At 59.3% G+C, this 25,075-nt stretch carries 20 protein-coding genes and 1 tRNA gene; 18 read left to right on the top strand and 3 right to left on the bottom strand.

Features of this window, described 5'->3' with window-relative positions; all coding sequences use genetic code 11:
• The first annotated feature begins 20 nt into the window (after window positions 1–20).
• From JS530_RS06265 to JS530_RS06220, 10 genes are all read left to right on the top strand, one after another.
• Window positions 21–866: an ABC transporter ATP-binding protein gene (locus tag JS530_RS06265; protein WP_240541121.1), complete on the top strand. Its 846-nt coding sequence runs from the start codon at window positions 21–23 to the stop codon at window positions 864–866.
• On the top strand, window positions 863–2,527 hold the full coding sequence (locus JS530_RS06260) for an ABC transporter permease (protein WP_214376312.1): 1,665 nt from the start codon (window positions 863–865) through the stop codon (window positions 2,525–2,527). Before JS530_RS06265 ends, JS530_RS06260 begins: the two co-directional genes overlap by 4 nt.
• Before the next feature lie 24 nt (window positions 2,528–2,551).
• Window positions 2,552–4,036, top strand: a complete 1,485-nt coding sequence (gene dacB, locus JS530_RS06255) for a D-alanyl-D-alanine carboxypeptidase/D-alanyl-D-alanine endopeptidase (protein WP_214376311.1) — start codon at window positions 2,552–2,554, stop codon at window positions 4,034–4,036.
• Between the two features lie 14 nt (window positions 4,037–4,050).
• Window positions 4,051–5,178, top strand: a complete 1,128-nt coding sequence (tilS, locus tag JS530_RS06250) for a tRNA lysidine(34) synthetase TilS (RefSeq protein WP_214376310.1) — start codon at window positions 4,051–4,053, stop codon at window positions 5,176–5,178.
• A complete protein-coding gene (gene hpt / locus JS530_RS06245; protein WP_214376309.1) occupies window positions 5,165–5,722 on the top strand; it encodes a hypoxanthine phosphoribosyltransferase in 558 nt (185 codons plus the stop codon). Before tilS ends, hpt begins: the two co-directional genes overlap by 14 nt.
• A gap of 2 nt (window positions 5,723–5,724) precedes the next feature.
• Window positions 5,725–7,824 carry an ATP-dependent zinc metalloprotease FtsH gene (ftsH, locus tag JS530_RS06240; protein WP_214376308.1) on the top strand — a complete coding sequence of 700 codons (2,100 nt, stop codon included), beginning with the start codon at window positions 5,725–5,727 and terminating at the stop codon, window positions 7,822–7,824.
• Between the two features lie 123 nt (window positions 7,825–7,947).
• Window positions 7,948–8,529, top strand: coding sequence for a GTP cyclohydrolase I FolE (gene folE / locus JS530_RS06235; protein ID WP_152208864.1), 582 nt, complete (start codon window positions 7,948–7,950; stop codon window positions 8,527–8,529).
• A gap of 128 nt (window positions 8,530–8,657) precedes the next feature.
• The gene (gene folP, locus JS530_RS06230; protein WP_214376307.1) at window positions 8,658–9,530 is read left to right on the top strand and encodes a dihydropteroate synthase; all 873 of its coding nucleotides are present in this window, start codon (window positions 8,658–8,660) and stop codon (window positions 9,528–9,530) included.
• A gap of 28 nt (window positions 9,531–9,558) precedes the next feature.
• Window positions 9,559–11,082, top strand: a complete 1,524-nt coding sequence (gene folK / locus JS530_RS06225) for a 2-amino-4-hydroxy-6-hydroxymethyldihydropteridine diphosphokinase (RefSeq protein ID WP_214376306.1) — start codon at window positions 9,559–9,561, stop codon at window positions 11,080–11,082.
• 61 nt (window positions 11,083–11,143) lie between these two features.
• Window positions 11,144–11,674, top strand: a complete 531-nt coding sequence (locus JS530_RS06220) for a DUF3180 domain-containing protein (RefSeq protein ID WP_214376347.1) — start codon at window positions 11,144–11,146, stop codon at window positions 11,672–11,674.
• A 12-nt stretch (window positions 11,675–11,686) separates the two neighbouring features.
• Here the strand turns inward: JS530_RS06220 and JS530_RS06215 are convergent, their stop codons facing one another.
• Both JS530_RS06215 and ettA read right to left on the bottom strand, forming a co-directional pair.
• Complete coding sequence (locus JS530_RS06215) at window positions 11,687–12,592, bottom strand: acyl-CoA thioesterase (RefSeq protein WP_214376305.1); 906 nt, start codon at window positions 12,590–12,592, stop codon at window positions 11,687–11,689.
• A gap of 466 nt (window positions 12,593–13,058) precedes the next feature.
• Window positions 13,059–14,738, bottom strand: a complete 1,680-nt coding sequence (ettA, locus tag JS530_RS06210; RefSeq protein WP_214376304.1) for an energy-dependent translational throttle protein EttA — start codon at window positions 14,736–14,738, stop codon at window positions 13,059–13,061.
• A 322-nt stretch (window positions 14,739–15,060) separates the two neighbouring features.
• Between ettA and JS530_RS06205 the strand changes: the two genes are divergently transcribed.
• From JS530_RS06205 to JS530_RS06195, 3 genes are all read left to right on the top strand, one after another.
• Entirely contained in the window at window positions 15,061–15,504 is a 444-nt protein-coding gene (locus tag JS530_RS06205) for a hypothetical protein (RefSeq protein ID WP_214376303.1), read from the top strand.
• A gap of 175 nt (window positions 15,505–15,679) precedes the next feature.
• Window positions 15,680–17,152: a DHA2 family efflux MFS transporter permease subunit gene (locus JS530_RS06200; RefSeq protein ID WP_214376302.1), complete on the top strand. Its 1,473-nt coding sequence runs from the start codon at window positions 15,680–15,682 to the stop codon at window positions 17,150–17,152.
• A 102-nt stretch (window positions 17,153–17,254) separates the two neighbouring features.
• Window positions 17,255–18,460: a hypothetical protein gene (locus JS530_RS06195; RefSeq protein WP_214376301.1), complete on the top strand. Its 1,206-nt coding sequence runs from the start codon at window positions 17,255–17,257 to the stop codon at window positions 18,458–18,460.
• A gap of 84 nt (window positions 18,461–18,544) precedes the next feature.
• Here the strand turns inward: JS530_RS06195 and JS530_RS06190 are convergent, their stop codons facing one another.
• Window positions 18,545–19,525 carry a Gfo/Idh/MocA family protein gene (locus tag JS530_RS06190; RefSeq protein ID WP_214376300.1) on the bottom strand — a complete coding sequence of 327 codons (981 nt, stop codon included), beginning with the start codon at window positions 19,523–19,525 and terminating at the stop codon, window positions 18,545–18,547.
• Between the two features lie 231 nt (window positions 19,526–19,756).
• Between JS530_RS06190 and JS530_RS06185 the strand changes: the two genes are divergently transcribed.
• The 5 genes from JS530_RS06185 (at window position 19,757) to xylA (ending at window position 24,879) form a co-directional block, all read left to right on the top strand.
• Window positions 19,757–19,833, top strand: a tRNA-Asp gene (locus JS530_RS06185).
• Between the two features lie 305 nt (window positions 19,834–20,138).
• Complete coding sequence (locus JS530_RS06180) at window positions 20,139–21,089, top strand: ROK family glucokinase (RefSeq protein ID WP_214376299.1); 951 nt, start codon at window positions 20,139–20,141, stop codon at window positions 21,087–21,089.
• Between the two features lie 111 nt (window positions 21,090–21,200).
• Entirely contained in the window at window positions 21,201–21,620 is a 420-nt protein-coding gene (locus JS530_RS06175; RefSeq protein ID WP_214376298.1) for a peptide deformylase, read from the top strand.
• 259 nt (window positions 21,621–21,879) lie between these two features.
• A complete protein-coding gene (locus JS530_RS06170) occupies window positions 21,880–23,289 on the top strand; it encodes an NAD-dependent succinate-semialdehyde dehydrogenase (protein WP_214376297.1) in 1,410 nt (469 codons plus the stop codon).
• A 240-nt stretch (window positions 23,290–23,529) separates the two neighbouring features.
• Window positions 23,530–24,879, top strand: coding sequence for a xylose isomerase (xylA, locus tag JS530_RS06165; protein ID WP_214376296.1), 1,350 nt, complete (start codon window positions 23,530–23,532; stop codon window positions 24,877–24,879).
• Window positions 24,880–25,075 lie beyond the last annotated feature (196 nt).

Genomic DNA, 25,075 nt, shown 5'->3' with positions numbered 1-25,075 from the left:
TCGATTTTCCTGCAGCCCCTATGCCACAGGCCTTGCCGACACCGGCAGTGTCCGCACCGGCAGCGCAGCCGGTGCCCCCGCAATTAGTGCCGCCTGATCCTCATGCCGCAGTGTCGATTCGCGGGCTAGTCAAACGGTTCGGCAACAAAATCGCCGTCAACGGTCTGTCACTGGACATTCCAGCAGGCTCGTTCTATGGGCTCGTTGGTCCCAATGGTGCTGGTAAAACCACCACGCTGAACATGGTTACCGGCCTGCTGACCCCGGATGCCGGTCTCGCCATGATTCTGGGGCGCAACGTGTGGCAGGATGTGAACACAGCCAAGCGCATCATTGGTGTCATGCCGCAGCCCGACCAGATTTTCGACCGTCTGACGGGACTCCAGCTGCTGGTATACGCCGGCATGCTACGGGGCATGAAGCGGGCGGAAGCCGTAAGCCGTGCGCATGATCTGCTCGCCGCTTTTGATTTAGGCGGAGCAGCCAGCACCATGGTCACCGATTATTCCGCCGGCATGACCAAGAAGATCTGTCTGGCATCCGCCATGATTCATTCCCCGCGCATTCTGGTGCTGGACGAGCCGTTCGAATCAGTGGACCCGGTCTCCAGCGCCAACCTGAAAGACATTCTTATCGAATATGCGCGCACGGGCGGTACCGTGATCATCTCCTCGCATGTCATGGCGTTGGTGGAGAAGATGTGCACGCATGTAGCGGTGATTAACCATGGTCAGGTCTGCGCCGCCGGCACTATCGATCAGGTGGCAGCCGGTGAAGATCTGGAAGACCGATTCCTCCAGCTCGTGGGAGGCCGACATGAGGCCGCGCATCTCGCATGGCTGGATGGCGGAAAGGCCGACGCATGAGTACGGCGGCATTGTTTATTCGCTTGCGCTGGGCGTTGACGTGGTCGGTGCTGCGCAAGTCGGCATGGCAGGCCGTGGCCTTTATCCTCGGAGTACTCACCGCGATAACGGTGGTATTGGGCACAGCGTTGGGCGCATGGTTCATCGGTGGACTGGATCATATGCCTGCCAGCGGCGTGCTTCCCGCCGATTACGGGCCGTTCGCCTTCCTTCGAGGCTTTGCCGTGATTGTTGGCACTGTGGCCATTATCGCCACGGTGTTCATCCAGTTCATGATATTCGGTGATGGTTCCGGCATGAATCCGAGGAAGTTCGCTCTGTACGGCATCCCGGATCGCCAGCTGCATTGCGGACTGTTGCTCTCCGGCATGTGCGGGCTGCCGGCCATTACCGGCATGCTCACCCTGATGGCATGGACACTGGCATACCGCCACATGGGAGCCGCAGTCATCATCACCTCACTGATATCGGCGGTATTCGCCGTGTTCACTATCGTCAGTCTGTCCAAGCTGCTGCTCTCACTGCTGAGCACCTTGATCACGTCGAAACGTGGCAAGGCCATGTTCTACATCGTTACGGTGCTGGGATTCGTCGTATTATGCCAACTGCCGAACATCATCGTGAACTCGGATGCTTTGCGTAACGTCACGGCGGCCCAACGAGGCGCCGGACTATTGGCAGTGGCGAATGCGGCCAGTTGGACGCCGTTTGGCGCGGCATTCCAGTTGCCATTCGACGCCGCACGCGCAGACCTGCTGGCCATGGTCGGCCGGGTTGCCGTGCTGGCGCTCACATGGATGGTGTGCTTTGCCGGATCCACATGGTGCTTGCGGCATGAACGTAAGGTCGCTGGCGCGGCATCGCGTACGGTGACCTTCGCGGGTCTTGGCGCGTTTAGACATATGCCGGATTCCATTTCCGGCGCCGTCTCCGCGCGACTAGTCACCTATCTCAAGCGCGACCCCCGCCAAGCGCTGCTGTTTATCATGCCATTGTTCTTCGTGGTGATTTTCCTGGTGCAGGCGCACGGGGACAGCCTGGCCATCTGGCCTTCCCTGATCACGGTTGGATGGCTGTTGGCCATCGCGGAAAGCAATGGGATCGCCTACGACGGGCGCGGCTTCACCATGCAGGCGATCGCCGCGGTCCCCGGCGTCAAAGACCGAATCGGCCGCGTACGCATCTACGCGAGTATCGCTCTGATATACCTGCTGGTTCTGGGAGTCATGCTGTTGATCATCACCGGCGACTGGGCGCATCCAATGCGGCGACTGTTCGCTTTGCTGTTCTGGACGTTGGGCATTGCCGTGGCATTATGCGGTATCGGCTTGGCGGAAGTGACCTCCACGGTGTTCCTCTACCCGGTGCCTGCGATGGACAAGCCGTTCTCCTCGCCCCAAGGGCGTGCGGCGGCGCAGGGATTCTTCCCGTTCATCTATCTGATCGGCACGTTCGCGCTGATGCTGCCCACGGGTATTGTTGCGCTCATCCTTGCCATTACCGGTGTAATCGGCACCCTGTTCTGGGTGCTGATTCCTCTCGCGCTCGTCAACGGTGCCGGCATGCTGGCGCTGGGGACATGGCTCGGCGGTAAGCTGATGGATGCGCGGATGCTATCCATCGTCCGCACACTCGACTCATTCGCGTCGTTGCAGCATTAAACGCGTCAGGGAAGGATGAATTACATGCCATCCAAGGCAAGACCGGGCATGAGGCATCGTAAGACGGTCAACCCTCAGGTGATGCGCCGCAGACTTACGGTCACGATTTCCGCATTGCTTACGGTGGCTGTATTCGTAGGCTATTGCGCGGCCGACGTTGCGGATATCGCGCCGGGGCTGCTGACGCTGAAGCCGGTGAACACCACCATGTTCGCCGCGCCGTTGAACGCCAAAAGCGGCGGTGTTATTGCCACCCAGCTTGATCGCAGCAAGGCTATCGACGCCGGGCGGGCAGCGGATCTGATGAACGAGCTGCTCGCCGCACAAGGCGTGGGGCAGGATACGTCGGTGATTATCCAGGACGCGCAGGGGCTGACCGCCGCCGAACATGAGGCGGACACACCGCGTGAGCCGGCATCCACCATGAAAACCCTGACCGCGTTGGCGGCCTCCACCAAGCTCAACATGGCATCAACCTTGGATACGCAGACCTTTATCACCTCATCCAATAACGCCACAACGGTGACGTTGAAGGGCAACGGCGACATGCTGCTCTCCGCCGGGCAATCCGACCCCACGCATATCAACGGTCGTGCGGGATTGGCCACTTTGGCCCAAGCCACGGCCGCGGCATTGACCCAGCGCGGCATCAACACCATCACGCTCAACTATGATGACACGCTGTTCGGCGATACGCGCATCCCGCAGGGCCTGCGCGATGGTGATGCGGTGAATGGCGATTACACGATGTACTACACGCCGGTCTCCTCCATGGCCATCGACGGTGGCCGGCAGTATACGGCTGCCACGCCGGCACCCAGCAATCCGGATGATTCATCCGGCTACCCTGAACTCTCGCAGCATACGGCACAGAATGTCGCCGAAGCGTTCGCACAGCTGCTCACCGACAATGGCATTACCGTTGAGGGAGCACCGGTTGCCGCCGAAGCACCCAAGTCGGTCAGCCCGGTGGCTTCGGTCAGCTCGGCGACCCTGCAGGAGATTCTCGCCTTCACCTTGCGCCATTCCGATAACACGCTGGCCGAGGAATTCGGCAGACTCACGGCATTGGCCACGTCCGGCGCGGCGAATAGCCCGGAAGGCGGTACGCAGGCGGTACGCGAGCAATTGGAATCCTTGGGCATCGATACATCAGGTCTCACCATGGCCGACTGCTCTGGTCTTTCCCCGGGCTCCCAGCTCACCGTGCGCACACTGGCAGCTGTGCAGCAGCATAATCTCGGCGCGGGCAGTGGCACTGCTGCCGCAGAGGGATTGTCCATCGCAGGACTGATTGGTACGGCAGCCAATCGGTATACCGATGATGAGGTCGCGGGACTGTTGCGCGTCAAAACAGGCAGTTTGGGCACGGTGACTTCGATGACCGGCAATATTTCCCGTATTCATGGCGGTGCGCTGGTGTTTGCCGTAGTGGTCAATAATCCGAGTGATATTGAAGCCGCACGCAACGCCATTAACGTGTTCATTACCAAACTGGCGAGACTCTAAGGTCGAGGGATCGTATGGCGTATTCTCCTCGACTGCGGAAAGCCGTTGGCGCGGTACGCGAGGCTTTAGCCCAGGCTGGATTGGAGCGGCAGTCGCCGGAATTCAGCAAACATGGCAGTCATGCGCCGCTTCCCCAAGCGCCACTGGTACTGGTGGCATGCTCCGGCGGACGCGACTCCATCGCCTTGGCTCAGGTCTCGCACATCGTATGCGGCATGCTGGGACTGCGCTGCGGTGCCGTCATCATCAATCATCAACTGCAGCCTGACTCGCGACAGGTGGCGCAGCAGGCTGCCGATGTGTGCGCTGCAATCGGCCTTGATCCTGTGCTGATACGCGATGTTCAGGTATGCGCGAACGGGGAGGGCACCGAGGCTGCGGCCAGAGCTGTGCGATACCGTGAACTGTGCGCTACAGCACAGCAATTTGGTGCAGCATGCGTATTGCTGGCGCATACGATGGATGATCAGGCGGAAACCGTACTGTTGGGCTTGCTGCGCGGCCGCGGGCTGGACATGGTATGCGGCATGCCGGCGTCCACCATCCGCGATGGGGTGCGTTTCGTGCGTCCGCTGTTGAGCCTCACCCGTGAAGACACCACCGGCATATGCGCTGATCTGGGACTGCGATACTGGGATGATCCCACCAATGGCGACGCCGTGGAAGGGGCACTGCCGCGCACCTATCCGCTGCGCTCGCGTATCCGGCATGATCTACTGCCGGCCATCGCACAGTTCGCCGGCGGTGATGTCGTGCGACATTTCGCCGATAACGCCCGACTGATGCGCATGGATAAGGCATACCTTGATGCACAGGCGGATGCGGTGAGTCACACTGCCGTACGTTTTAGCGCGGACCCATCTGATTCGGATACGTCGGATACCGCCGATACGCGTGCAATGATGGTCAGCTTCGACGTGCGCGCGCTGGCCGATCAGGTTCCGTCGATTCGTTTGCGCGTGCTGGCTCATGCCTTGTCCCAGGCTGCCATCACAGCCAGCGCCGCACAAATCGAAGCCATCGACCGACTCATCACCGACTGGCATGGTCAGTCAGCTGTGAATCTTCCCAGAGGATACTCAGCGAACCGCAAGAAACACGTCATTCGCGTGTGCCAAGATAGAGCGCATGCGAATCGCTGACGTTAAGGAAGATATTGACCACGAGCTGGTCAGCAGAGAACAGATCGATGCCAAAATCCAGGAGATGGCCGCGCGGGTAAGCGATGATTACCGCGATAAGAATCCGCTGGTCGTTGCAGTGCTGAAGGGTGCGGTGAACACGCTGGTGGCGTTCACCGAAGCACTGAGCATTCCTGTACAAATCGATTTCATGAGCCTGTCCAGCTACGGTGCCGGCACCAAGTCGAGCGGCACGGTGACAGTTCGTCAGGATTTGTCTGCCGATGTTCGCGGCCGGCACATTCTGATTGTGGAAGATATTATCGATTCAGGGCGTACGCTCGCATGGCTCGTTGACGAACTGAAGCGTCGCGGTGCGGCCTCGGTGGAAGTGTTCGCACTGCTGAACAAGCCTTCCCGCCGCGAGGTCGACGTGGATGTGAAGTACCCGGGATATGAGATTCCGGACGAATTCGTTGTGGGCTTCGGCCTCGACTATGACGAACGCTACCGCAACCTCGAATCCATCGCGGTGCTGAAGCCGTCCGTTTACCAAGGAGAATAAGCATGAGCTTCCCCCAGGGACCTGGGCCGGGCAACGGAAACAACCCGAACCCGAACAACAACCGTAATAACGGCAACCCGTTCACCAATCCGTTCAAGCGCAACGACAACGGCAACAAGAAGAACGGCGGTAACAACGAGAACCGCCCCGTCTGGCAGTCGCCATGGCTGTGGGGCGCGGTGCTTGTGGCTATGGCCGTGCTGATGTTCAACATGTTCTCCGGCGGCGCCACTAAAACCATCGACACCAAGGATGGTTTCGCGCTGTTGAAGCAGGGCAAGGCCACGTATGCGGAGATCACCGACAACAAGCAGGTGGTGCGCCTTGAGCTGAAGGATGACTTCTCCAAGAAGAATCCGGATACCGGCAAGATCACCAACTACGGCAAGGACGTGCAGTTCTACTACACCTTCGCCCAAGGAGCGCAGGTGGCCAAGGCCGTGGAAGACGGTGATCTCGAAAAGGGCTGGACCTCGAACATCGAGCAGACCAGCATGCTCAGCTATCTGATCACCTCGATTCTGCCGTTCATCATCTTCTTCGCATTGTTCTGGTGGCTGATGAGCCGCATGGGCGGTGCCGGTGGCATGCTCGGCATGGGTGGCAAGAAGAACAACGGCAAGCTGCTCGAAGGCCAGACACCCACCACCAAGTTCTCTGATGTGGCCGGCGAAGATGAGGCGCTCGCCGAAGTCGAGGAGATTAAGGACTTCCTCAAGGATCCGTCCAAGTACAAGGCTTTGGGCGCGCGCATTCCGCGCGGCGTGCTGCTGTACGGTCCTCCTGGAACCGGTAAGACGCTGCTGGCGCGAGCCATCGCAGGTGAGGCCGGCGTGCCGTTCTATGCCATGGCAGGCTCCGACTTCGTGGAGATGTTCGTGGGTCTCGGTGCATCCCGTGTGCGTGACCTGTTTGATGAGGCCAAGAAGAACGCTCCGGCCATCATCTTCATTGATGAGATCGATGCCGTGGGCCGTAAGCGTGGCTCCGGTATGGGCGGCGGCCACGATGAGCGTGAGCAGACGCTGAACCAGTTGCTGGTGGAGATGGATGGTTTCGACAACGACACCAACCTGATCATCATCGCCGCAACCAACCGTCCTGATGTGCTTGACCCGGCACTGCTGCGTCCTGGCCGTTTCGACCGCCAGGTGGGCGTGGCCGCACCGGATTTGGAAGGCCGCGAGGCAATCCTCAAGGTGCATGCCAAGGGCAAGCCGTTCGTGCCGGACGTCGATCTGCACATGGTGGCCGTGCGTACGCCGGGCTTCACCGGTGCCGATCTGGCCAACGTGCTCAACGAGGCTGCTTTGCTGTGCGCCCGCGCCGGAGCTCAGCTCATTGACAACCGAGCCATTGACGAAGCCATCGATCGTGTGCAGGCCGGTCCGCGTCGCAAGTCCAAGGGCATGGCTCTGGAGGAACTGCGCAACACCGCCTACCATGAGGGTGGTCATGCGCTGGTGGCAGCGGCTCTCAACAACACCGATCCGGTGACCAAGGTGACGATCTTGCCGCGTGGCCGTGCGCTCGGCTACACCGCAGTGATGCCTACCGCCGACCGCTACTCGCAGTCGCGTAACCAGCTTCTGGATCAGATGGCGTACGCGATGGGTGGCCGTACCGCTGAGGAAATCGTGTTCCACGATCCCACCACCGGAGCCTCGAACGATATCGAGAAGGCCACGAAGATCGCCCGTACGATGGTCGTCGAATATGGCTTCTCCGATAAGCTTGGTGCCATCAAGTGGGCTGATGACGATGATCAGACCACGGTGATGGACGGTCTGGCGCCGCGCAAGTACTCCGATCGCACTGCGGAAGTGATTGATGAGGAAGTGCTGAAGCTGGTGGAAACCGCGCACACCGAGGCATGGAACATCATCAACGACAATCGTGAGATTCTTGACGAGCTGGTTCGCCAGCTGCTGGTCAAGGAAACGTTGAACGAAAAGGAACTCGCTCAGATCTTCGCGCCGATCAAGAAGGCGCCGGTTCGCCCGGTGTGGCTGTCCAATGAGCGTCGCCCTGACTCGGATAAACCGCCGGTTGAGATTCCTGAGAGCCTGAAGCGCTCGGCTGGCATCAAGCCCGGTGAGTGATTGTTGAGGCAATAAAGGCCCGTGGTCTGACTGTGCTGCTTGCATAGCCAGACCACGGGCTTGCTCAATTCACTGGTACATGGAAGCTACGTAACAGCACGGAGAATCATATGAGGAGAGTAGATGACTGAGGAGAACGTAGGCACCTACGACGAAGAAGGCGTGCGCGAGGCCGTTCGTCTGTTCCTGAAGTCGATCGGTGAAGATCCTGACCGCGAAGGTCTGGTGGAAACGCCGGACCGTATTGCGCGGGCCGGCCGCGAATTATTCGCTGGATTGCACGCATCGCCGGCTGATGTACTGGAAAAGCACTTCGATGTGGATACCGACGAGCTGGTGCTGGTCAAGGATATCGAATTGTATTCCGTCTGCGAACACCATCTGCTGCCATTCCATGGCGTGGCCCACGTTGGCTATATCCCCGCCAAGGACGGTGTGATGGGCTTGAGCAAGCTCGCCCGTCTGGTGGAGGTCTATGCACGCAGGCCGCAGGTTCAGGAACGCCTGACCCAGCAGATTGCCGATGCGCTGGTGGATTATGCCGGTGCGCGCGGTGTGATTGTGGTGACCGAATGCGAGCATCTGTGCATGTCGATGCGCGGCATCAAGAAGTCATCCGCGCGCACGGTGACGTCCGCGGTGCGCGGCCTGCTGCGCAACCCCGCCACCCGAGCCGAAGCCATGAGCCTGATCTTGGATAAATAACACCTCCGCCCCCGGTAGGCTCCCGGCGCTACTGGGTGATAGCCTTACTCGGCCCCCTCTGATGAGGGGGGCTCCCGGCGAAGCCGGGTGGGGGAGAGACAACATACAAACAGAAGGGGAACCAATACATGACTGATTTGCAGACATTGCACGACGTACAGAACACGATGGTGATGGGCGTGCTCAACATCACCGAGGATTCGTTCTCGGACGGCGGCCTCTGGCTCGACCCAGACAAGGCGGCGCAGCACGGCCGCGACATGATGGACGCCGGCGCGGACATCATCGACATCGGTGCCGAATCCACCCGTCCCGGTGCCAAGCGCGTCTCTGAGGAAGACGAGCTCAAGCGCATCACCGGTGCTGTTGCCGCACTGATCCCTGCCGGTGCCATACTGTCCATCGACACCACACGTGCATCGGTAGCCGCCGCGGCGCTCGAAGGCGGCGCGCAAATCATCAACGATGTGTCCGGTGGTACCTTGGACCACGACCTGCCGCATGTGGTAGCCGATCATGACTGCCTGTACATCGTGCAGCATTGGCGTGGCTGGTTGGCCGGCTCCAAGGGCGCCAACCCCGATCAAGACACGTCCGTCTATAAGAACGGCGTGTTGGCCGACGTACATGACGAATTGATGCGTCAGGTGGATGGCGTGCTGGCGGCCGGCATTAAGCCTGAGCGCATTATCATCGATCCGGGTCTGGGCTTCTCCAAGCCGGGCATCGAACATAACCTGCCGCTGCTGGCCGGTCTCGAGACCTTCCGCGCCACCGGATACCCGGTGTTGATTGGTCAGTCCCGCAAGCGTTTCATTTCGGCGCTGCTGGCCGACAACGGCATCGCCGAGCCCACGATGGACCAGCGCGACGATGTGACCGCGGCGCTGTCCGCGCTGAGCGCCGAACATGGCGCATGGGCAGTACGCGTACATGACGTTGCCAAGAGCCGCGCCGCAGTCATTGCCGGCAATCTGTGGCGTAAATACAGCGAACGGTAAGACATCGAGAGATAGGAGCGCGAACCACATGGACACCATCACACTCACCGGCGTCAGCGCCAACGGCACACATGGCGTACTCGATTTCGAGCATCAGCGCGCGCAGCCGTTCATCGTGGATGCCACGCTCTATCTCGACCTTGCTGCCGCAGGACAATCCGATGCGCTCGGCGATACCGTCGACTATGGTCGCGTGGCCAAAGATATCGTGGCTGTTATCGAGGGCGAGCATGTGGATCTGATTGAGAAGCTTGCCCAGCGCATTGCCGAGCGCATTCTTGCCATCGAACCGATTGCGAAAGTCGATATCACCGTGCACAAACCGCACGCACCCATCACCGTACCGTTCGCGGACGTGGCGGTATCCATCAGCCGCGTACGCGATGCACAAGGCGCAGCGGTTCCTGTGCACGAAACGCACGTGAATGCAGATGCCGCCGGGCGCACTGTGCCGAGTACACAGCCGCAGCACGGCGTGCACCATGCGGTCGTGGCACTGGGCGGCAATGTGGGCGATGTCAAATCCACCTTGCGAGCGGCGGTACGAGAGATCGACGGACTGCCGGGCACCCAAGTCACCGGCATTTCACCGTTGTACCGCACTGCCGCGTGGGGCATGGCGGACGGCACCCCGGACTTTCTGAATGCGGTGGTGGAACTGGAAACCACACAGCGCAGTCATGAGCTTTTGGCATCGTTGCAGGACATCGAACGCGCACATGGGCGCAATCGCGAACATCATTGGGATTCCCGCCCGCTCGACCTCGACATCATCGATTTTGATGGCATCAGCAGTGCCGATCCGGATCTCTCGCTGCCGCATCCGCGCGCATGGCAGCGAGCCTTCGTGCTGGCACCGTGGAATGCGTTGGATCCGTACGCCCGATTAGCCGGCGCTCATAGCGGTCTGGTTTCGGATTTGCTTGCTGCGGCGGCCGATCGTGACGCAGTCAAGCTTGACAGCGAGGATTGGATGCTGGGCGGGCATGACGACCCGGATACCACAACGCAGACCAATGCGCAGACTGCTGCTCAGGTACAGGTGCCGGATTCTGATTCGGCACCTGCCACAGCACCTGCTCCGGTATCCCGTAAAGCCGTGATTTCCATGGATTCCACATCGCGCGAGGCGGAACGACTGTTCCGCGAGGCGATTGTGTCCATCGACAGCATCCCGGGCAATCAAGTGCAAGGCATCTCCCCGCTATACCATGTGAGTCATTTCGACGGTCCGGATGCGCTGAGCGCAGTCGTTCAGGTTGAAACCAAGCTGCCGGCCGCCGACCTGATTGCGGCACTGGGCAGCATCGAAGCGGCACATGAGGGTCTTGTTGATCTCGACCTGATCGATATGGATGGCGTCACCTCGGATACGCCGACCTGCCGCGTGCCATGGCCGTCCGCAAAACACCATGCGTCTGTACTGGCACCATGGATGGATATGGATCCCGAGGCCACGCTGGGTTTGGAGCCTGTCTCGTTCCTTCTTGCCATGGCGCCGGATGCCGGGCAGGTTGGACTGCTGTCTGATAATTGGATTATGGGTCAGTGACGTTGAATTACTGGGCGATGCCTGCACAGGTGTTGCAGGCGAAAGCACAAGGAGAATGGCTGTGAAGGTACGTCGTACACCATGGTGGCAGTACGTGATTGGTGCCGTGCTGGGTTTGCTGGCCGGCATGGCGCTCGCCTCATATGGTGAGCAATCCGGATTGTCGCTGATTGGCACCCCGTGGGTAGTGGCCGGACTGCTTGCCGTACTGGGCATTATTGTGCTGCTGCTGGCGTTGCAAGTACATAAATATGCGAACACCGATCCGAAGAAGCGTCCGCATAGCTTCATCAACCCGACCATCGCAGTGAACACGCTGGTATTGTCCAAGGCTTTGGGCTTGGCGGGTGCCGCGCTCGCAGGCTGGTATGTGGGGCAGATTCTGATGAGCGCCAGCCATTTCGAAGCGCCGTTCTACCACGATGCGATTATCGAATGCGCGGTGTCGGCCGTGATTTGCATTGCCGACATGATCATCGGCATCATCGGTGAGTGGCTGTGCCAGCTGCCGCCGAACGAGGGGCCGGAGAATCCCAAGCTGGCCGAGGCCAAACGTCGGCGTGGCGTATCTCCGGCCTATCGCAAACAGTAATAGCTGTTCTGCTTACTTCTGCGGTACGCGAACCATGGCTTCCTGAGCGATTACCGCCACCAGTTCGCCATCCTGCGAATACACCTTGGCATTGCCGAGACCACGACCGTGCGCGGCGATAGGCGTATCCTGCACATACAAATGCCATTCATTGATATCGATGTCGCGATACCACCACATCGAATGGTCGATGGAGGCGTAGGAGATGCCGGGGGTGGAGATTGACAGTCCGGCGCGGCGCAGCACCGGTTCCATCATGAGCTGATCACAGCCGAGCGCGAGCAGAGCACGGTGCATCACCTGCGGCACATCGGCGTGGCCGTCGGCGCGCATCCACACCATCTGCTTGCCGGAATCATGCTCAGCGGACTTCTTATCGGCTCTGAGCATCACCGTCGGCGTGATATGGCGAATATCAAACGGGGACTTTTCCGCATAATAATTGGCGAACGGCGACTTCTCGGCGAACGGCTCCATAAGCTTTTTCGCGGACGTCAAAGTTTCGGGGTCGGGCAGGTTCTCGGGCATCGGATCGGCGAATTCCACACCTTCCTGACCGGTTTCCTGGAAGGATGCGATGGCGGTCAGAATCGAACCTTCGGCTTGGGTCACGTTCACGCGGCGAGCGGAGAAGGAGCGACCGTCGCGCAAGGTCTCCACATCGAAGAGCAGATCCTGGCGAATATCGCCGGCCGCGATGAAATAACCATGGATGGAGTGCGGCAGGCGGGATGCCGGCACGGTTTTCGATGCGGCGATGACCGATTGGGCGATGACCTGACCGCCGTAGACGCGGCCGGTGGGGAAGAACATGCTTTCACCGTTGATATACGTGTGATTGCGGTATGCGGAAGGTTCACCCAACCGCAGCACTTCAATCAGATGATCCAGTGGGGTAACGGTGGTTGGCTGAGCCATGATTCCTCGATTCGTGTTGCGGACTATCTCTCATGCTGTTTGGCAGTTTACCGAGTGAGGGTTAAGAGTCATGGCAATGTGATGTAACAAGCCTGTGAGGAAGGTTAATTGCCGGTTAGGTATGGGCGCGTTTCGTTATGTGGGCATAAATATGGACTAGTGCTATTTCTGAATATGATATGTGTGGCTTCTGGACTATTGCCGGCTCTCGTTCTGCTTGACTGTCGGATTCCTAACGTTGACTGACGGTTTTATAACGTTTTTCGTTGGAAAACCGTCAGTCAACGTTGGAAAACCGTCAGTCAACTTGAGTGGAAGGCCGGTGGCATTGGTTGCGAGATTGTTTTGCGTACTTTTGTTTATATTTGTGCGTAAATTCCATCCATCCAAGGCGTAAGCACCCTCGATAACGTAAAAGGACCGTCACCGAGTGGTGACGGTCCTTTTACGTCAGCGGAGTAGCCAATCAGCCGCGCACGAGCTTCTTGTGCAGGCGGTGCGGGCGGGCCGCATCCTCGCCGAGGCGAGCCACGCGGTTCTCCTGGTATGCCTGGAAGTTACCTTCGAACCAGTACCACTTGGCCGGGTTCTCGTCGTCGCCTTCCCAAGCGAGGATGTGGGTGGCCACGCGGTCGAGGAACCAACGATCGTGGGAGATCACCACGGCGCAGCCCGGGAAGCCGAGCAGTGCGTTTTCGAGGCTTTCGAGGGTCTCCACATCCAAATCGTTGGTGGGCTCGTCGAGCAGCAGCAGGTTGCCGCCCTGCTTCAGGGTCAGGGCGAGGTTCAGACGGTTGCGTTCACCACCGGAGAGCACACCGGTGAGCTTCTGCTGATCGGAACCCTTGAAGCCGAAGCTGGCCACGTAGGCACGGGTCGGCACTTCCACGCCGGCCACCTCGATGAAGTCGAGACCACCGGAGACGGCTTCCCACAGGTTCTTGTTCGGGTCAAGGCCCTCACGGTTCTGATCGACGTAGCTGATCTTGACGGTGTCGCCGATCTTCAGCTCGCCGCTGGTGAGCGGTTCCAAGCCCACGATGGTCTTGAACAGGGTGGACTTACCCACACCGTTCGGACCGATCACGCCCACGATGCCATTACGCGGCAGGGTGAAGGAAAGATCGTCGATGAGCACGCGGTCGCCGAAAGCCTTGTGGATGTGCTTGGCTTCCAGCACCAGCGAGCCCAGACGCGGGCCGGCCGGAATCTGAATCTCGGAGAAGTCCAGCTTCTTGTTGTTGCGTGCCTCCTGCTCCATCTGGTCGTAGCGCTCCAGACGAGCCTTGTTCTTGGCCTGACGAGCCTTGGGGGAGGAGCGCACCCAGTCGAGTTCGTCCTTCAGACGCTTGGCCAGCTTGGCGTCCTTGGCGCCCTGGATCTCCATACGCTTGGCCTTGGTCTCCAGATACGTGGAGTAGTTGCCCTTGTACGGGTACAGGTGACCGCGGTCGACCTCGCAAATCCATTCGGCCACGTTATCCATGAAGTAACGATCGTGGGTTACGGCGATGACGGCACCCTTGTACTGGTGCAGGAACTGCTCCAGCCACAGGATGGACTCGGCGTCCAAGTGGTTGGTGGGCTCGTCGAGCAGCAGCAGGTCGGGGGCTTCGAGCAGCAGCTTGCACAGTGCCACACGGCGGCGTTCACCACCGGAGCACACGTTCACCGGAGTGTCCGGATCCGGGCACTGCAGGGCGTCCATGGCCTGCTCGAGCTGAGAGTCGAGATCCCAGCCGTTGGCGGCGTCGATTTCGGTCTGGAGCTTGCCCATTTCGTCCATCAGAGCGTCGAAGTCGGCGTCCGGGTTGGCCATTTCCTCGCCGATCTCGTTGAAACGCGCCACCTTCTCGGCAATCGGGCCGAACGCCATCTTGATGTTCTCGCCCACGGTCTTGGTGTCGTCCAGCGGCGGCTCCTGCTGCAGGATGCCCACCGTGTATCCCGGGGTCAGCGTGGCCTCGCCGTTGCTCACGGTTTCCAGGCCGGCCATGATCTTGAGCAAGGTGGACTTACCCATGCCGTTGGGGCCCACCACGCCGATCTTCGCGCCCGGCAGGAAGCTCAGGGTCACGTCGTCAAGAATCACGCGGTCGCCGAATGCCTTGCGTGCCTTGATCATCTGGAATACGAATTCTGCCATGAGTTGCAGTTGCTCCTTAGAAAGGTTGAAATTGCGCCGTTTCTAGTCTTGTCGTGTTGTTTGTGCGGGCGTGAGTGCGGGCCCTTTGCGTGTGCCGCATCGGCTGCGTTGTCTCTCACGGTGTTCGCCGCGCCGGCTCAAGCGATGTGAAGCCTGTCCATATTACGATCGAATCCCCGTCAAACTACCGCCCACCATGGTATCGGAAGGGCTGGAATGGCGCGGCTTGCGTGCCGGTCGGGATGCTGATGCATATTGGTCAACAATGCAATGACGTACCACTGGCAGTTGTTGTTTGCCGAATACGAGGTGGGGTGACACGATGACACCGATTGAATTGGCCACACGCAGGCGGGTCACTGGATTGACTTCTGGAGAGTTCGCCAAGCTATTCGTCACCTTGGAGCGCAAGGTGGATGGCGAATCCGCGCAATGGGATGCCTCGGATGTGGAATCGTGGGAAATCGTCGGGCCGCCGGTCGTGGCCGAGCAACATCTCAACGACACGTTCGCCGCGGCCAACGAGTTTGTGGCGACGCTCGCCAAGCGCCTGTACCGCGCGGTCGTGCCGAGCGGGGGAGGGGCTCCCGAGGAGGGCACGGCGCTTACCGCATTCCCCGATGACCTGACCTTTTGGTCCGCCCAGCCGGATTTCGGCGGCATCCCGCATGCCTTATGGAATATAGCCGCACTGCAGGCCGCGGAGTGGATTCGTCAGGAAACCGGCGTCATCTGCGAACTGCATGCATGCGAACCGCTTGTATGAGACGTTATGCAAGCGCGTAGCATCGGCGCGATGCCGAGTGTACGGCAATCCTCGCCGGTCGGCGGCGAACAATCATGCTTTGTAGCTGTGCAAGCCATGTAGTTTCGCGAAACATTTGCCTATAGGATAACCATATTGTTTGATATACAACAATCCTACAGGCGAACGGAGTCCTATGAACGAACGCAGTGCGTCTTCCCAGTTGGCACAGCAGCTGCCCAATGGTGGTAAGCAGCCGGTGCAGTCGAAGTTGGTTATCGCAGTGGTTTCCTTGGCGATCTTGACTTTTCTGGGCATTCTTTCGGAAACCTCACTGAACATCGCCTACTCCACATTGATGCAGGAGTTCGCCGTCGACGCATCGGTAGTGCAGTGGCTCACCACCGGCTACCTACTGCTGTTGTCGGTGGCGATTCCTGCCTCGCCGTTTATGGTGCGCAGGTTCGCCACCAAAACATTGTTCATCGCTGCGGTCTTGATTTTCGCGGCAGGCACGGTGCTCGGTGCGTTTGCATCGAATTTCCCGCTGCTGCTCGCGGCTCGATTGGTGATGGCACTGGGCACCGGCATCTCACTGCCACTGATTACCAACATCATTCTGGAGAAGGCGCCGCTCGAACAGCGTGGCGCGATGCTCGGCATCGTCAGCCTCGTGACTTGCGCGGCCCCGGCCATCGGCCCGGTGTTCGGCGGTGTGGTCATGGAATACCTTAACTGGCATTGGATTTTCTACACCATGCTGCCATTCCTGGTGCTTTCATTCCTGCTTGGCATGGCTACGGTGCCGGAAATCCGCCATCCCGGAGACAGGGAACAGGCAAGCATCAGCATGCCGTCGATGGTATTGGTGGCGCTTGGATTGGCGGGTCTGATTATGGCCGTGAGCTTCTTCGCCACTTGGCAAGGTGACTGGCGATTCTGGCTGGTGCTAGCGGCCAGCGTAGCCGTGCTGGCAGTGTTCGTGGTGGTGCAGCTGAACATGAGCAAACCGCTGGTTGAGGTGCGCGTATTCGCTTATCCGGGATTCGCGCTCGGCATGCTGATTCTGCTCATGGCCTCCGGCGGCGTGCTCGGATTGAACTTCCTGCTGCCGATCCTGCTGCAGCGCGGCTTCGGCATGGGTAGTCTCATGGCTGCGTTGACATTGCTGCCGGGTGCGGTGGTCGGTGCCATCTCCGCGCCGCTGATCGGCAGTGCATTGAAGCATCACTTCCCGCCGAAATTCATTGTGATTGGCTTTGCTGTAGTTACGGTGATGGATGCGGTTTTCATTGCGCTCACCGGCAATGTGTGGGTGATTGCCGTGGCCTACGCGGTATTCATGGCGTTCTCCGGATTCGTGCTGGTACCCGACCAGACGCATGCGCTGAACCAGCTGCCGCACACATTGAATGCGGATGGCTCTGCGGTGATGAACACGGTGCAGCAAATGGCTGGTGCGATAGGTACGGCTGTGGCCAGCTCGCTGATTACCGAATTCGCGTCGGCTCGCAGTGCCGCAGGGGAGAGCGATGCTGCCGCCTATGTGCACGCGTTTGCGCAGAGCATGTGGGTGATCGGCGGCATGGCGGTGATCGGTGTGCTGCTTGCGGCGCTGATGTTCCGATACTCCACACGCCGGCCGCCTGAACTGACTGAAGTAGGCTGACTGCAAGGCCGGCCGCACGGCCAACCGAAGCGGGCGGACGATTCATCTACTGTTCACTGTAGTTTGCCGACTGTGCAAGGCGAAGAATGACACAATTATGTTATGAGTGAGTCATATCAACGTTCTATCGAAGATGCTCGGCGTGCCGATCAAGCCAATGGTGGCGTCGGGGCGACTGTGGTGCTGGATACGGAGCGAGCTGCCGTGGCCAAAATGCGCATCAAGGCATTCGTATGGCTGGCGGTGTTCCTTGTGGTGCTGATCGCCGCGGTTATGGCCGGTACGGATCACAGCGGAGGGCAAGCGGTTGGCGAACAGGTGGCCGGCACGGTGTCCAGTGTGAACACGGCTAAGAATTCGGTGATGGTCGAGGTGAACGGGACTGACTATCCATTCCGCCATCGTACGCATTCGCAATACTTCTACCATGTGGGTGACCGGTTGCAGGTCTACGTGTTCGATGGCGAGGTGTACGAGTCCCTGAAAGGCGTTAGTAATGCCACGATGCTGAGCCGGGCTTACCCTTGGCTCGCATGTGCGGCGTTCGCACTGGTTTGCGTTGCGGGCACCTATACCTTGGGATGGCGCAGGGCTGCGAATACAATTCGCGACGCCGATGCCGGCGACCCCATTGCCATTGCTTATCTGAAGCGAGGACCGCAGCTGGGAACAGTCGAATGGTGGTGGGCCACTCCGCCGGTCAGGCCATCGTCGGAGCGACGCAAGGTCGTAGCCATGGGCGTGCTGCTGACGTTCGCGGCGGCGGCATTTATCGCCATACCCGTGGTGATGTGGCTGCTCGGCGGTGTTGGCTCGATTTTGGGGCTGCTGTTGGCGTTCGCGTTCGCGGCATTGCCGTTCGCAGCCTTGGCCATCTGGTGTTTCCTGTTCGCCTCGCATCCCTCGGAAGGCAAGATTCGCGCGCTCGGCAGATTGAGCTGGGCGCTGCTCGGCGCAGGTCTGCTCGGTCTGGTGATGATCGGCTGGCTTGCTCATGATTCGTCGTCCCTGTATGCGGGCGGCGTATTGGTGATGGCGTATGGCGCGTCGCAAACATTCGTTCGAGCGTTGCGATCGCTGGCGACCATCGCCATGCCGGGGCCTGTGACCATGCCTAGATACCGTGAGCATATCGAACAGGATGTTGCCCGGCGTGCGCGCAAGGAATCGCAAGTCGCTTCCGAAGGATGGGGATTGGATATGGTGCGCGCGAAGCGCGAACGCAGCATGTTCGTGCGCTATACGCTGATATCCCTCGGCTTCATTGCCGTCATGGTGATTGCGGCTTGGCTGAAAACCGTGATGTAATGTCTGCAAACCGCGCCTTGAACGCGTCGGGGCAATGTGAGCCCTAACGCGTTCAAGACATAACGTAACGGGGGATGCAGCGAATCACTGCTCCTCTTCCGGATAGCTCAAACCCCACTGGGCACGGCGAATCAAGGTCATCATATCCATCACATCACGCGTGTAATCCAAGTGCATGATGCTGCGGTCACCGGCGATGGCAGCCTCCATGTCCGCCACCTCGTAGGCCAGCGCCTTAGCGGTTTCGCCGGCTTCAATGACCTCGGTATGGCCGTCTTCCACGTAGGTGATGGTGGCGCGCTCGCCGCGAGGGTAGTCGTAGATTTCCACGTAGCCCTTGTCGAAGGAGAGCAGACCGCGCTTGGGCTGCTTGGCGTGGAGCGACAAGGTGACCGTGGCCATCTGGCCATCTTTATTGGTCAGCAGGATGCCGGCCTGCTCATCCACGCCGGTGGGTGCCAGCTTGACCTGGGAGAGAATCTGATCGGGGGTCGAGCTCATGAACCAGCGTACGAAGGAAAGCGCGTAGACGCCGATATCAAGCATGGCGCCGCCCGCAAGATTCCGGTTGAAGAAACGGTTGGCCATGTCATATTCCTTGTAGGAGCCGAAGTTCATCTGAATCAGCTTCAGTTCGCCGAGTTTGCCGGAAGCGATGACTTCGTTGAGCTTCTTGTAGAGCGGCATGTGATACAGCGTCATGGCTTCGGCGAGCACCACGTTGTTGGCGGCAGCTAGTGCCACGGCTTCGTTGAGTTCCTCGCTGTTCAGCGTAATGGATTTCTCGCACAGCACATGTTTGCCGGCGCCCAACGCCTTGCGCAGGAAGTTGATGTGGGTGTTATGCGGTGTGGAAATATAAATGACATCCACATCCGGATCGGTGAACACATCATCAATAGTGTCGTACACCTTGCCGATGCCATACTTTTCGGCGAATGCCACGCCCTTGTCGTGGGTGCGATTGGCCACCGCATAGAGTTTTCGGCCTTCGCCCTCCAAAGCCTGTTCGAGCTGGTTGGCGATGACACCGCATCCTAGCGTAGCCCAATTGAGTTCACGCATGATCGTCTCCTTTGCCTTGTCACATTGCCTGTATTGAGGGTTCTGGGCTTCAGCATACAGTCAGCGTATTTTTCGAGCATGCATCGTGGCATGTCGTGGACCGAGAACGCCGGTCTCTGCGGGCGATTTCGCGGGGAAGCACTGCGAGACGGGTGTGCGACACGCCGGAGATGGACAACTAGGCCGGAGTTCATATAGTATATCCTCTCGTGCTTCATTGCGGAGCACAACGGCCCCGTAGCTCAGTTGGTTAGAGCGCCGCCCTGTCACGGCGGAGGTCACCGGTTCAAGTCCGGCCGGGGTCGCCACCAAGCTTCCGGATTTCGGAAGCTTTTTTGTTTTTGAGCGTGACTGCCGTGTCGCCGCAGTGTCTGCATTCCTTGATTGATTTTTTCCCTGTGCCGACACGCCAGTAGAACGATTGATGCCATAATCATGCGAATGCCAACGTTTGCGCTAACAATCCTTATGTCGCTTGGATGTGGCATGACAACGATTGCGGTACAGAACGTGTTGTGGAATGAACAACTTATGTACCTATTGGTAATTAAGTCATCCCGTTTCGTTATGATTCCAGTATCTCAACCGACATTTCATACTCAAGGAGCGAGTTATGACCACACTTGCCGTGGATATCGGAGGCACCAAGATCGCTGCCGCCGTGTGCGATGAAAACGATAACATCATTCAGCGTTGGCGCGTGCCTACGCCGATGGATGCGGATGCCATCAACCAGCACATCGCCGAGGCATATCGTGAAGCTGTTGCTGCCGGTCACACTGACATTCAGGCTATCGGTATCTCCGCTGCTGGCAATGTGAGCGCCGACCGCAAGACCCTGACTTTCTCCGCCAACATTCCGGCTTGGATTGACTACAACCTGTCCGAGCATGTCGGCGCACTGATCGATCACGCTGTGCCGGTTATTGTGGAAAACGACGCCAACTGCGCCGGTTGGGGCGAGTATGTGCACGGTGCCGGCCAAGGCAGCCGCAACATGGTGGCCCTGACCGTGGGCACTGGCCTTGGTGGCGCCATCGTGATCAACGGTGAGCTGTACCGCGGCTCCTTCGGCATGGCCGCCGAAATCGGCCACCTGCCGATGGTCCCGGACGGCGATCACTGCGGCTGCGGTCTGCGCGGTTGCGCCGAGCGCTACACCTCCGGCACGTCGCTGGAGAACTTCGCCAAGTCCGCCGTGCGTCGCCGCCCGCAGGATGCCAAGCGTCTGCTGGAGCTGTGCGGGGGAGATGTGACCAAGCTGGAAGGTCCGATGGTCTCTCAGGCCGCCCAGGAGGGCGACGAGCTCGGACTGTACGCCTTTGGCAAGATCGGCGAATGGCTCGGCCGCACGATGGCTGCGGTCTCCGCCGTGCTTGACCCGGATCTGTTCGTGATCGGTGGCGGCGTGGTGGCCGTGGGCGACATCCTGCTCGAGCCGGCACGTTACAACTACGCTCGCTTCCTGGAAGGCAGCGCTTACCGCGGCCATGCCAAGATCGTTGCTGCTACCGCTGGTCAGGACGCCGGTCTGATCGGTGCCGCCAACCTGGCGCTGCGCTGACGATTACCTATTAGCTGTACCTATTAGCTATAACGGCTCTGTGCGATAATTCGCCAGAGCCGTTTTGCTATCCTCTGATGGGAACTACTGCAGCGAAGAAGAAGGACTGAAATGCAACGACCGATTATGACCTCTCGTTCATTCCTGCGCATGCCGGGCGAAGAAGCCGGGCCAGGGGATGAGGCTGTGATGCGGGATCTCGTGGATACATTGGAGGCGAACCGCTCGCGATGTGTGGGCATGGCAGCCAACATGATCGGTGTGAACAAGCGCATCATCGCCTTTGTCGACGAGGACCTTGGCGGGCGCATCACAGTGATGGTGAACCCAAAAATCACCGCCTCGGATGGCGCTTTCGAAACCGAGGAAGGCTGCCTGTCCCTCGCCGGCGAACGCCGCACGATGCGTTACCGTCGCATCGAAGTCGATTTTGAGGACCGCCGCTTCCGTGCGCACCATGCCACATTCACCGGCTGGACCGCGCAGATCATCCAGCATGAAGTCGACCACTGCAACGGCATCATCATCTGAGCTGCGGCCAGCGTCCACCATACAGGGCTGGTCATCGCAATCCGCGGTGGCCGGCCTTTTTGCGTATCATGTGCGCCGATGCGCGTCCGTGATCCAATAGCGCTTGCCAATGTGAGGCAAGTCACGGTCTACATGCAGAGCAGCCCTTGCGCCGAGGTGTCTGAGGTGAGCCCAATAAAGTTGGGAGTAGGGGATTACAGGCCACAGACGACCTGTGATGAACAACAGAGATACCAACAAGCAAAGGACTCATACGACAATGACGTACGCAACAATAAACCCATACACCAATGAGACCGTAGCCACCTTCGCCAATGCCACGCCCGAAGAGGTCGATGCCGCGCTTGATACCGCGCACAAGTCGTTCCTCGTCTGGCGTGACCTGCCGGTTGCTCAGCGTGTCGCCGTGCTGGAACAGGCCGCTGAAATACTCGAAGCGAACCGTGAGGACTATGCCTCGACCATCACCTTGGAAATGGGAAAGATTAGTGCCGAAGCGGTCGGCGAGGTAGACATCTGCGCCGCGATGCTGCGCTATTACGTGGAGCATGGTGAGGAATTGCTGGCTCCGCGCTTCTTGCCCGCCCGTGGCTATGGGGACACGGATGTGCAGTTGGTCAACGATCCGATGGGCGTGATCTTCGCCGTTGAACCGTGGAACTTCCCGTACTATCAAGTGGTGCGCATCACCGCCCCGCAGCTCACCGCGGGTAACGTGGTGGTGCTCAAGCACGCTTCGAATGTGCCGCAGTGCGCGGCTCGTATGGAGGATCTTTTCCGCAAGGCCGCCGTGGCCGCAGGCATCGACGAATCGGTGGCACAGGGTCTGCTCACCAACCTCTATCTGCCGCACGATCAGACCGAACACGTGATCGCCAGCCCGGTGGTCCGCGGTGTGGCGCTCACCGGTTCTGAAAAGGCCGGTGGCTTGGTGGCATCGCTCGCCGCAAAACATCTGAAGAAAAGCACGCTGGAACTTGGCGGTGCCGATGCCTTCATCGTGTTGAACGACGCCGATGTCGACAAGGCCGCCGACTGGGCTGTGCAAGGGCGTAACTGGAACGCCGGGCAGGTGTGCGTCTCCTCGAAGCGTTTGATTGTGGTGGATGCCGTCTATGACCGTTTCCTAGCCCGGTACCGTGCTGGTGCCGCAAGACTGGTCGCCGGCAATCCGACCGATCCGAGCACAACACTTGCGCCGCTGTCCAGCGAAGGTGCCAAGCGGACGTTGCAACGCCAGGTCGATGACGCCGTGGCGCAAGGTGCGAATGTCGAATATCTGGCCGAAGTACCCGCAAATGGAGCATTCTTCCCTCCTGCACTGCTGACCGACATCAGCGAGGACAATGATGCCTTCCACACCGAGTTCTTCGGTCCGGTGGCGCAGCTCTACCGTGCCAAGGACGGGGAGGATGCGATCCGCATCGCCAACGATTCACCGTTCGGCCTTGGAGGCTCCGTGTTCAGCAAGGACATTCGCCATGCGCAGCAGGTGGCTCGCAAGCTCGACACCGGTATGGTGGCCATTAACCATCCGACCATTGTTGCCGCGGATATTCCGTTTGGCGGCGTGAAGAATTCCGGTTACGGCCACGAGCTCATCGATCTCGGTCTTAAAGAATTCGTCAACCAGAAGGTCATCGCAGTCGGAGATATTGACGCGCTGTGATGCTGCATTGAGGCTGCATTGAATGCAGCTGTACTGTGGCGGCCCGCCGGCAAACGGAAACTCGGGTGAACAACATGCCGAAGTGCCGGTGGCTGGCGGGCAATCGCGTGCAGAAACCGTTGCAATTACAGGCAACACGCTGACTGCGCGCTTATTAATTCAATCATTTGACAAACATAGTTCATTCGTTTTATTATTTATCCCGTAATCCGTTGAGCACTATTGCAAAGGAGCACCCAAATGGGTCTGTGGGATGTTGACAAGGTTGAGTACGTCGGCCGTGAGAAGGGACCGAAGGAAGGTCTCGCGTTCCATTACTACGATGCTGACAAGGTTGTTGCCGGCAAGAAGATGAAGGATTGGCTGCGCTTCGGCGTCGCTTGGTGGCACACCTTCAACCAGGAGCTCGTTGATCCGTTCGGCACCGGTACCGCTCACCGTCCGTACTACAAGTACACCGATCCGATGGATCAGGCTCTGGCCAAGGTTGATTACGCCTTCGAACTGTTCACCAAGCTCGGCGTTGAGTACTTCTGCTTCCACGATCGCGACATCGCTCCTGAAGGCGACACCCTGCGCGAGACCAACGCCAACCTGGACAAGGTCGTCGACAAGATCGAAGAGAACATGAAGGCCACTGGCGTGAAGCTCTTGTGGAACACCTCCTCCCTGTTCACCAACCCGCGCTTCGTCTCCGGTGCTGCAACCTCCCCGTTCGCTGACATTTACGCCTACGCCGGCGGCCAGCTGAAGAAGAGCCTCGAAATCGGCAAGCGCCTCGGTGCCGAGAACTACGTGTTCTGGGGTGGCCGCGAAGGCTACGAGAACCTGTGGAACACCGAGATGAAGCGTGAAACCGATCACATCGCTCAGTTCTTCCACCTGTGCGCCGACTACGCCAAGGAAATCGGCTTTGACGCTCAGTTCCTGATCGAGCCGAAGCCGAAGGAGCCGACCCTGCACCAGTACGACTTCGATGCGGCCACCGCCATCGAGTTCCTGCGCAGCCATGACCTGACCGATGTCTTCAAGCTGAACCTCGAAGGCAACCACGCCAACCTGGCCGGCCACACCTACCAGCACGAGATTCGCGTCGCTCGCGAGAACGGTTTCCTGGGCTCCCTCGACGCCAACCAGGGCGACAAGCTCATCGGCTGGGATATGGATGAGTTCCCGACCGACCTGTACGAGACCGTTGCCGTGATGTGGGAAGTCCTGCAGGCCGGCTCCATCGGTCCGCGCGGTGGCCTGAACTTCGATGCCAAGCCGCGTCGTACCTCCTTCTACGCTGAGGATCTGTTCCGTTCTCACGTTGCAGGTATGGATTCCTACGCCGCAGGCCTGCTGGTCGCCGACAAGATGAACCAGGATGGCTTCATCCAGGATCTCATGGCCGAGCGCTACAGCTCCTACGACTCCGGCATCGGCAAGGAAATCGAGGACGGCAACGTGACCCTGGCCGACCTCGAAGCCTACAGCCTCGACAAGCCGCAGTCCGAGCTGATCGCCGCTACCAAGTCCGATCACCTGGAGTCCGTCAAGGCCACCATCAACAACTACATCATCGACGCTCTGGCCGAGGTTAAGTGAGCCGATGACTGACTGATGATTACTCGAGGTGCAAGGCACGCTTGGTGAACCTCGCGCCTTGAGTAATCATCGTTGATATCCATGGTTGTTCTCAGGTGCGCACATGCCTGAGGACAGTTTATCCACCTTCCTTTTTCTTTCTTCTCCTTCCACTGCAAATGTCGCTCAGGCAAGGTTGCCAGGGCGACGTTTGCAG

This window comes from Bifidobacterium colobi (genome assembly GCF_018555455.1).
In the GTDB taxonomy this organism is placed as follows: Bacteria; Actinomycetota; Actinomycetes; order Actinomycetales; family Bifidobacteriaceae; genus Bifidobacterium; species Bifidobacterium colobi.
The sequence above is the reverse complement of the archived record's forward strand: the minus strand, read 5'-3'. Positions and strand labels throughout refer to the sequence as shown.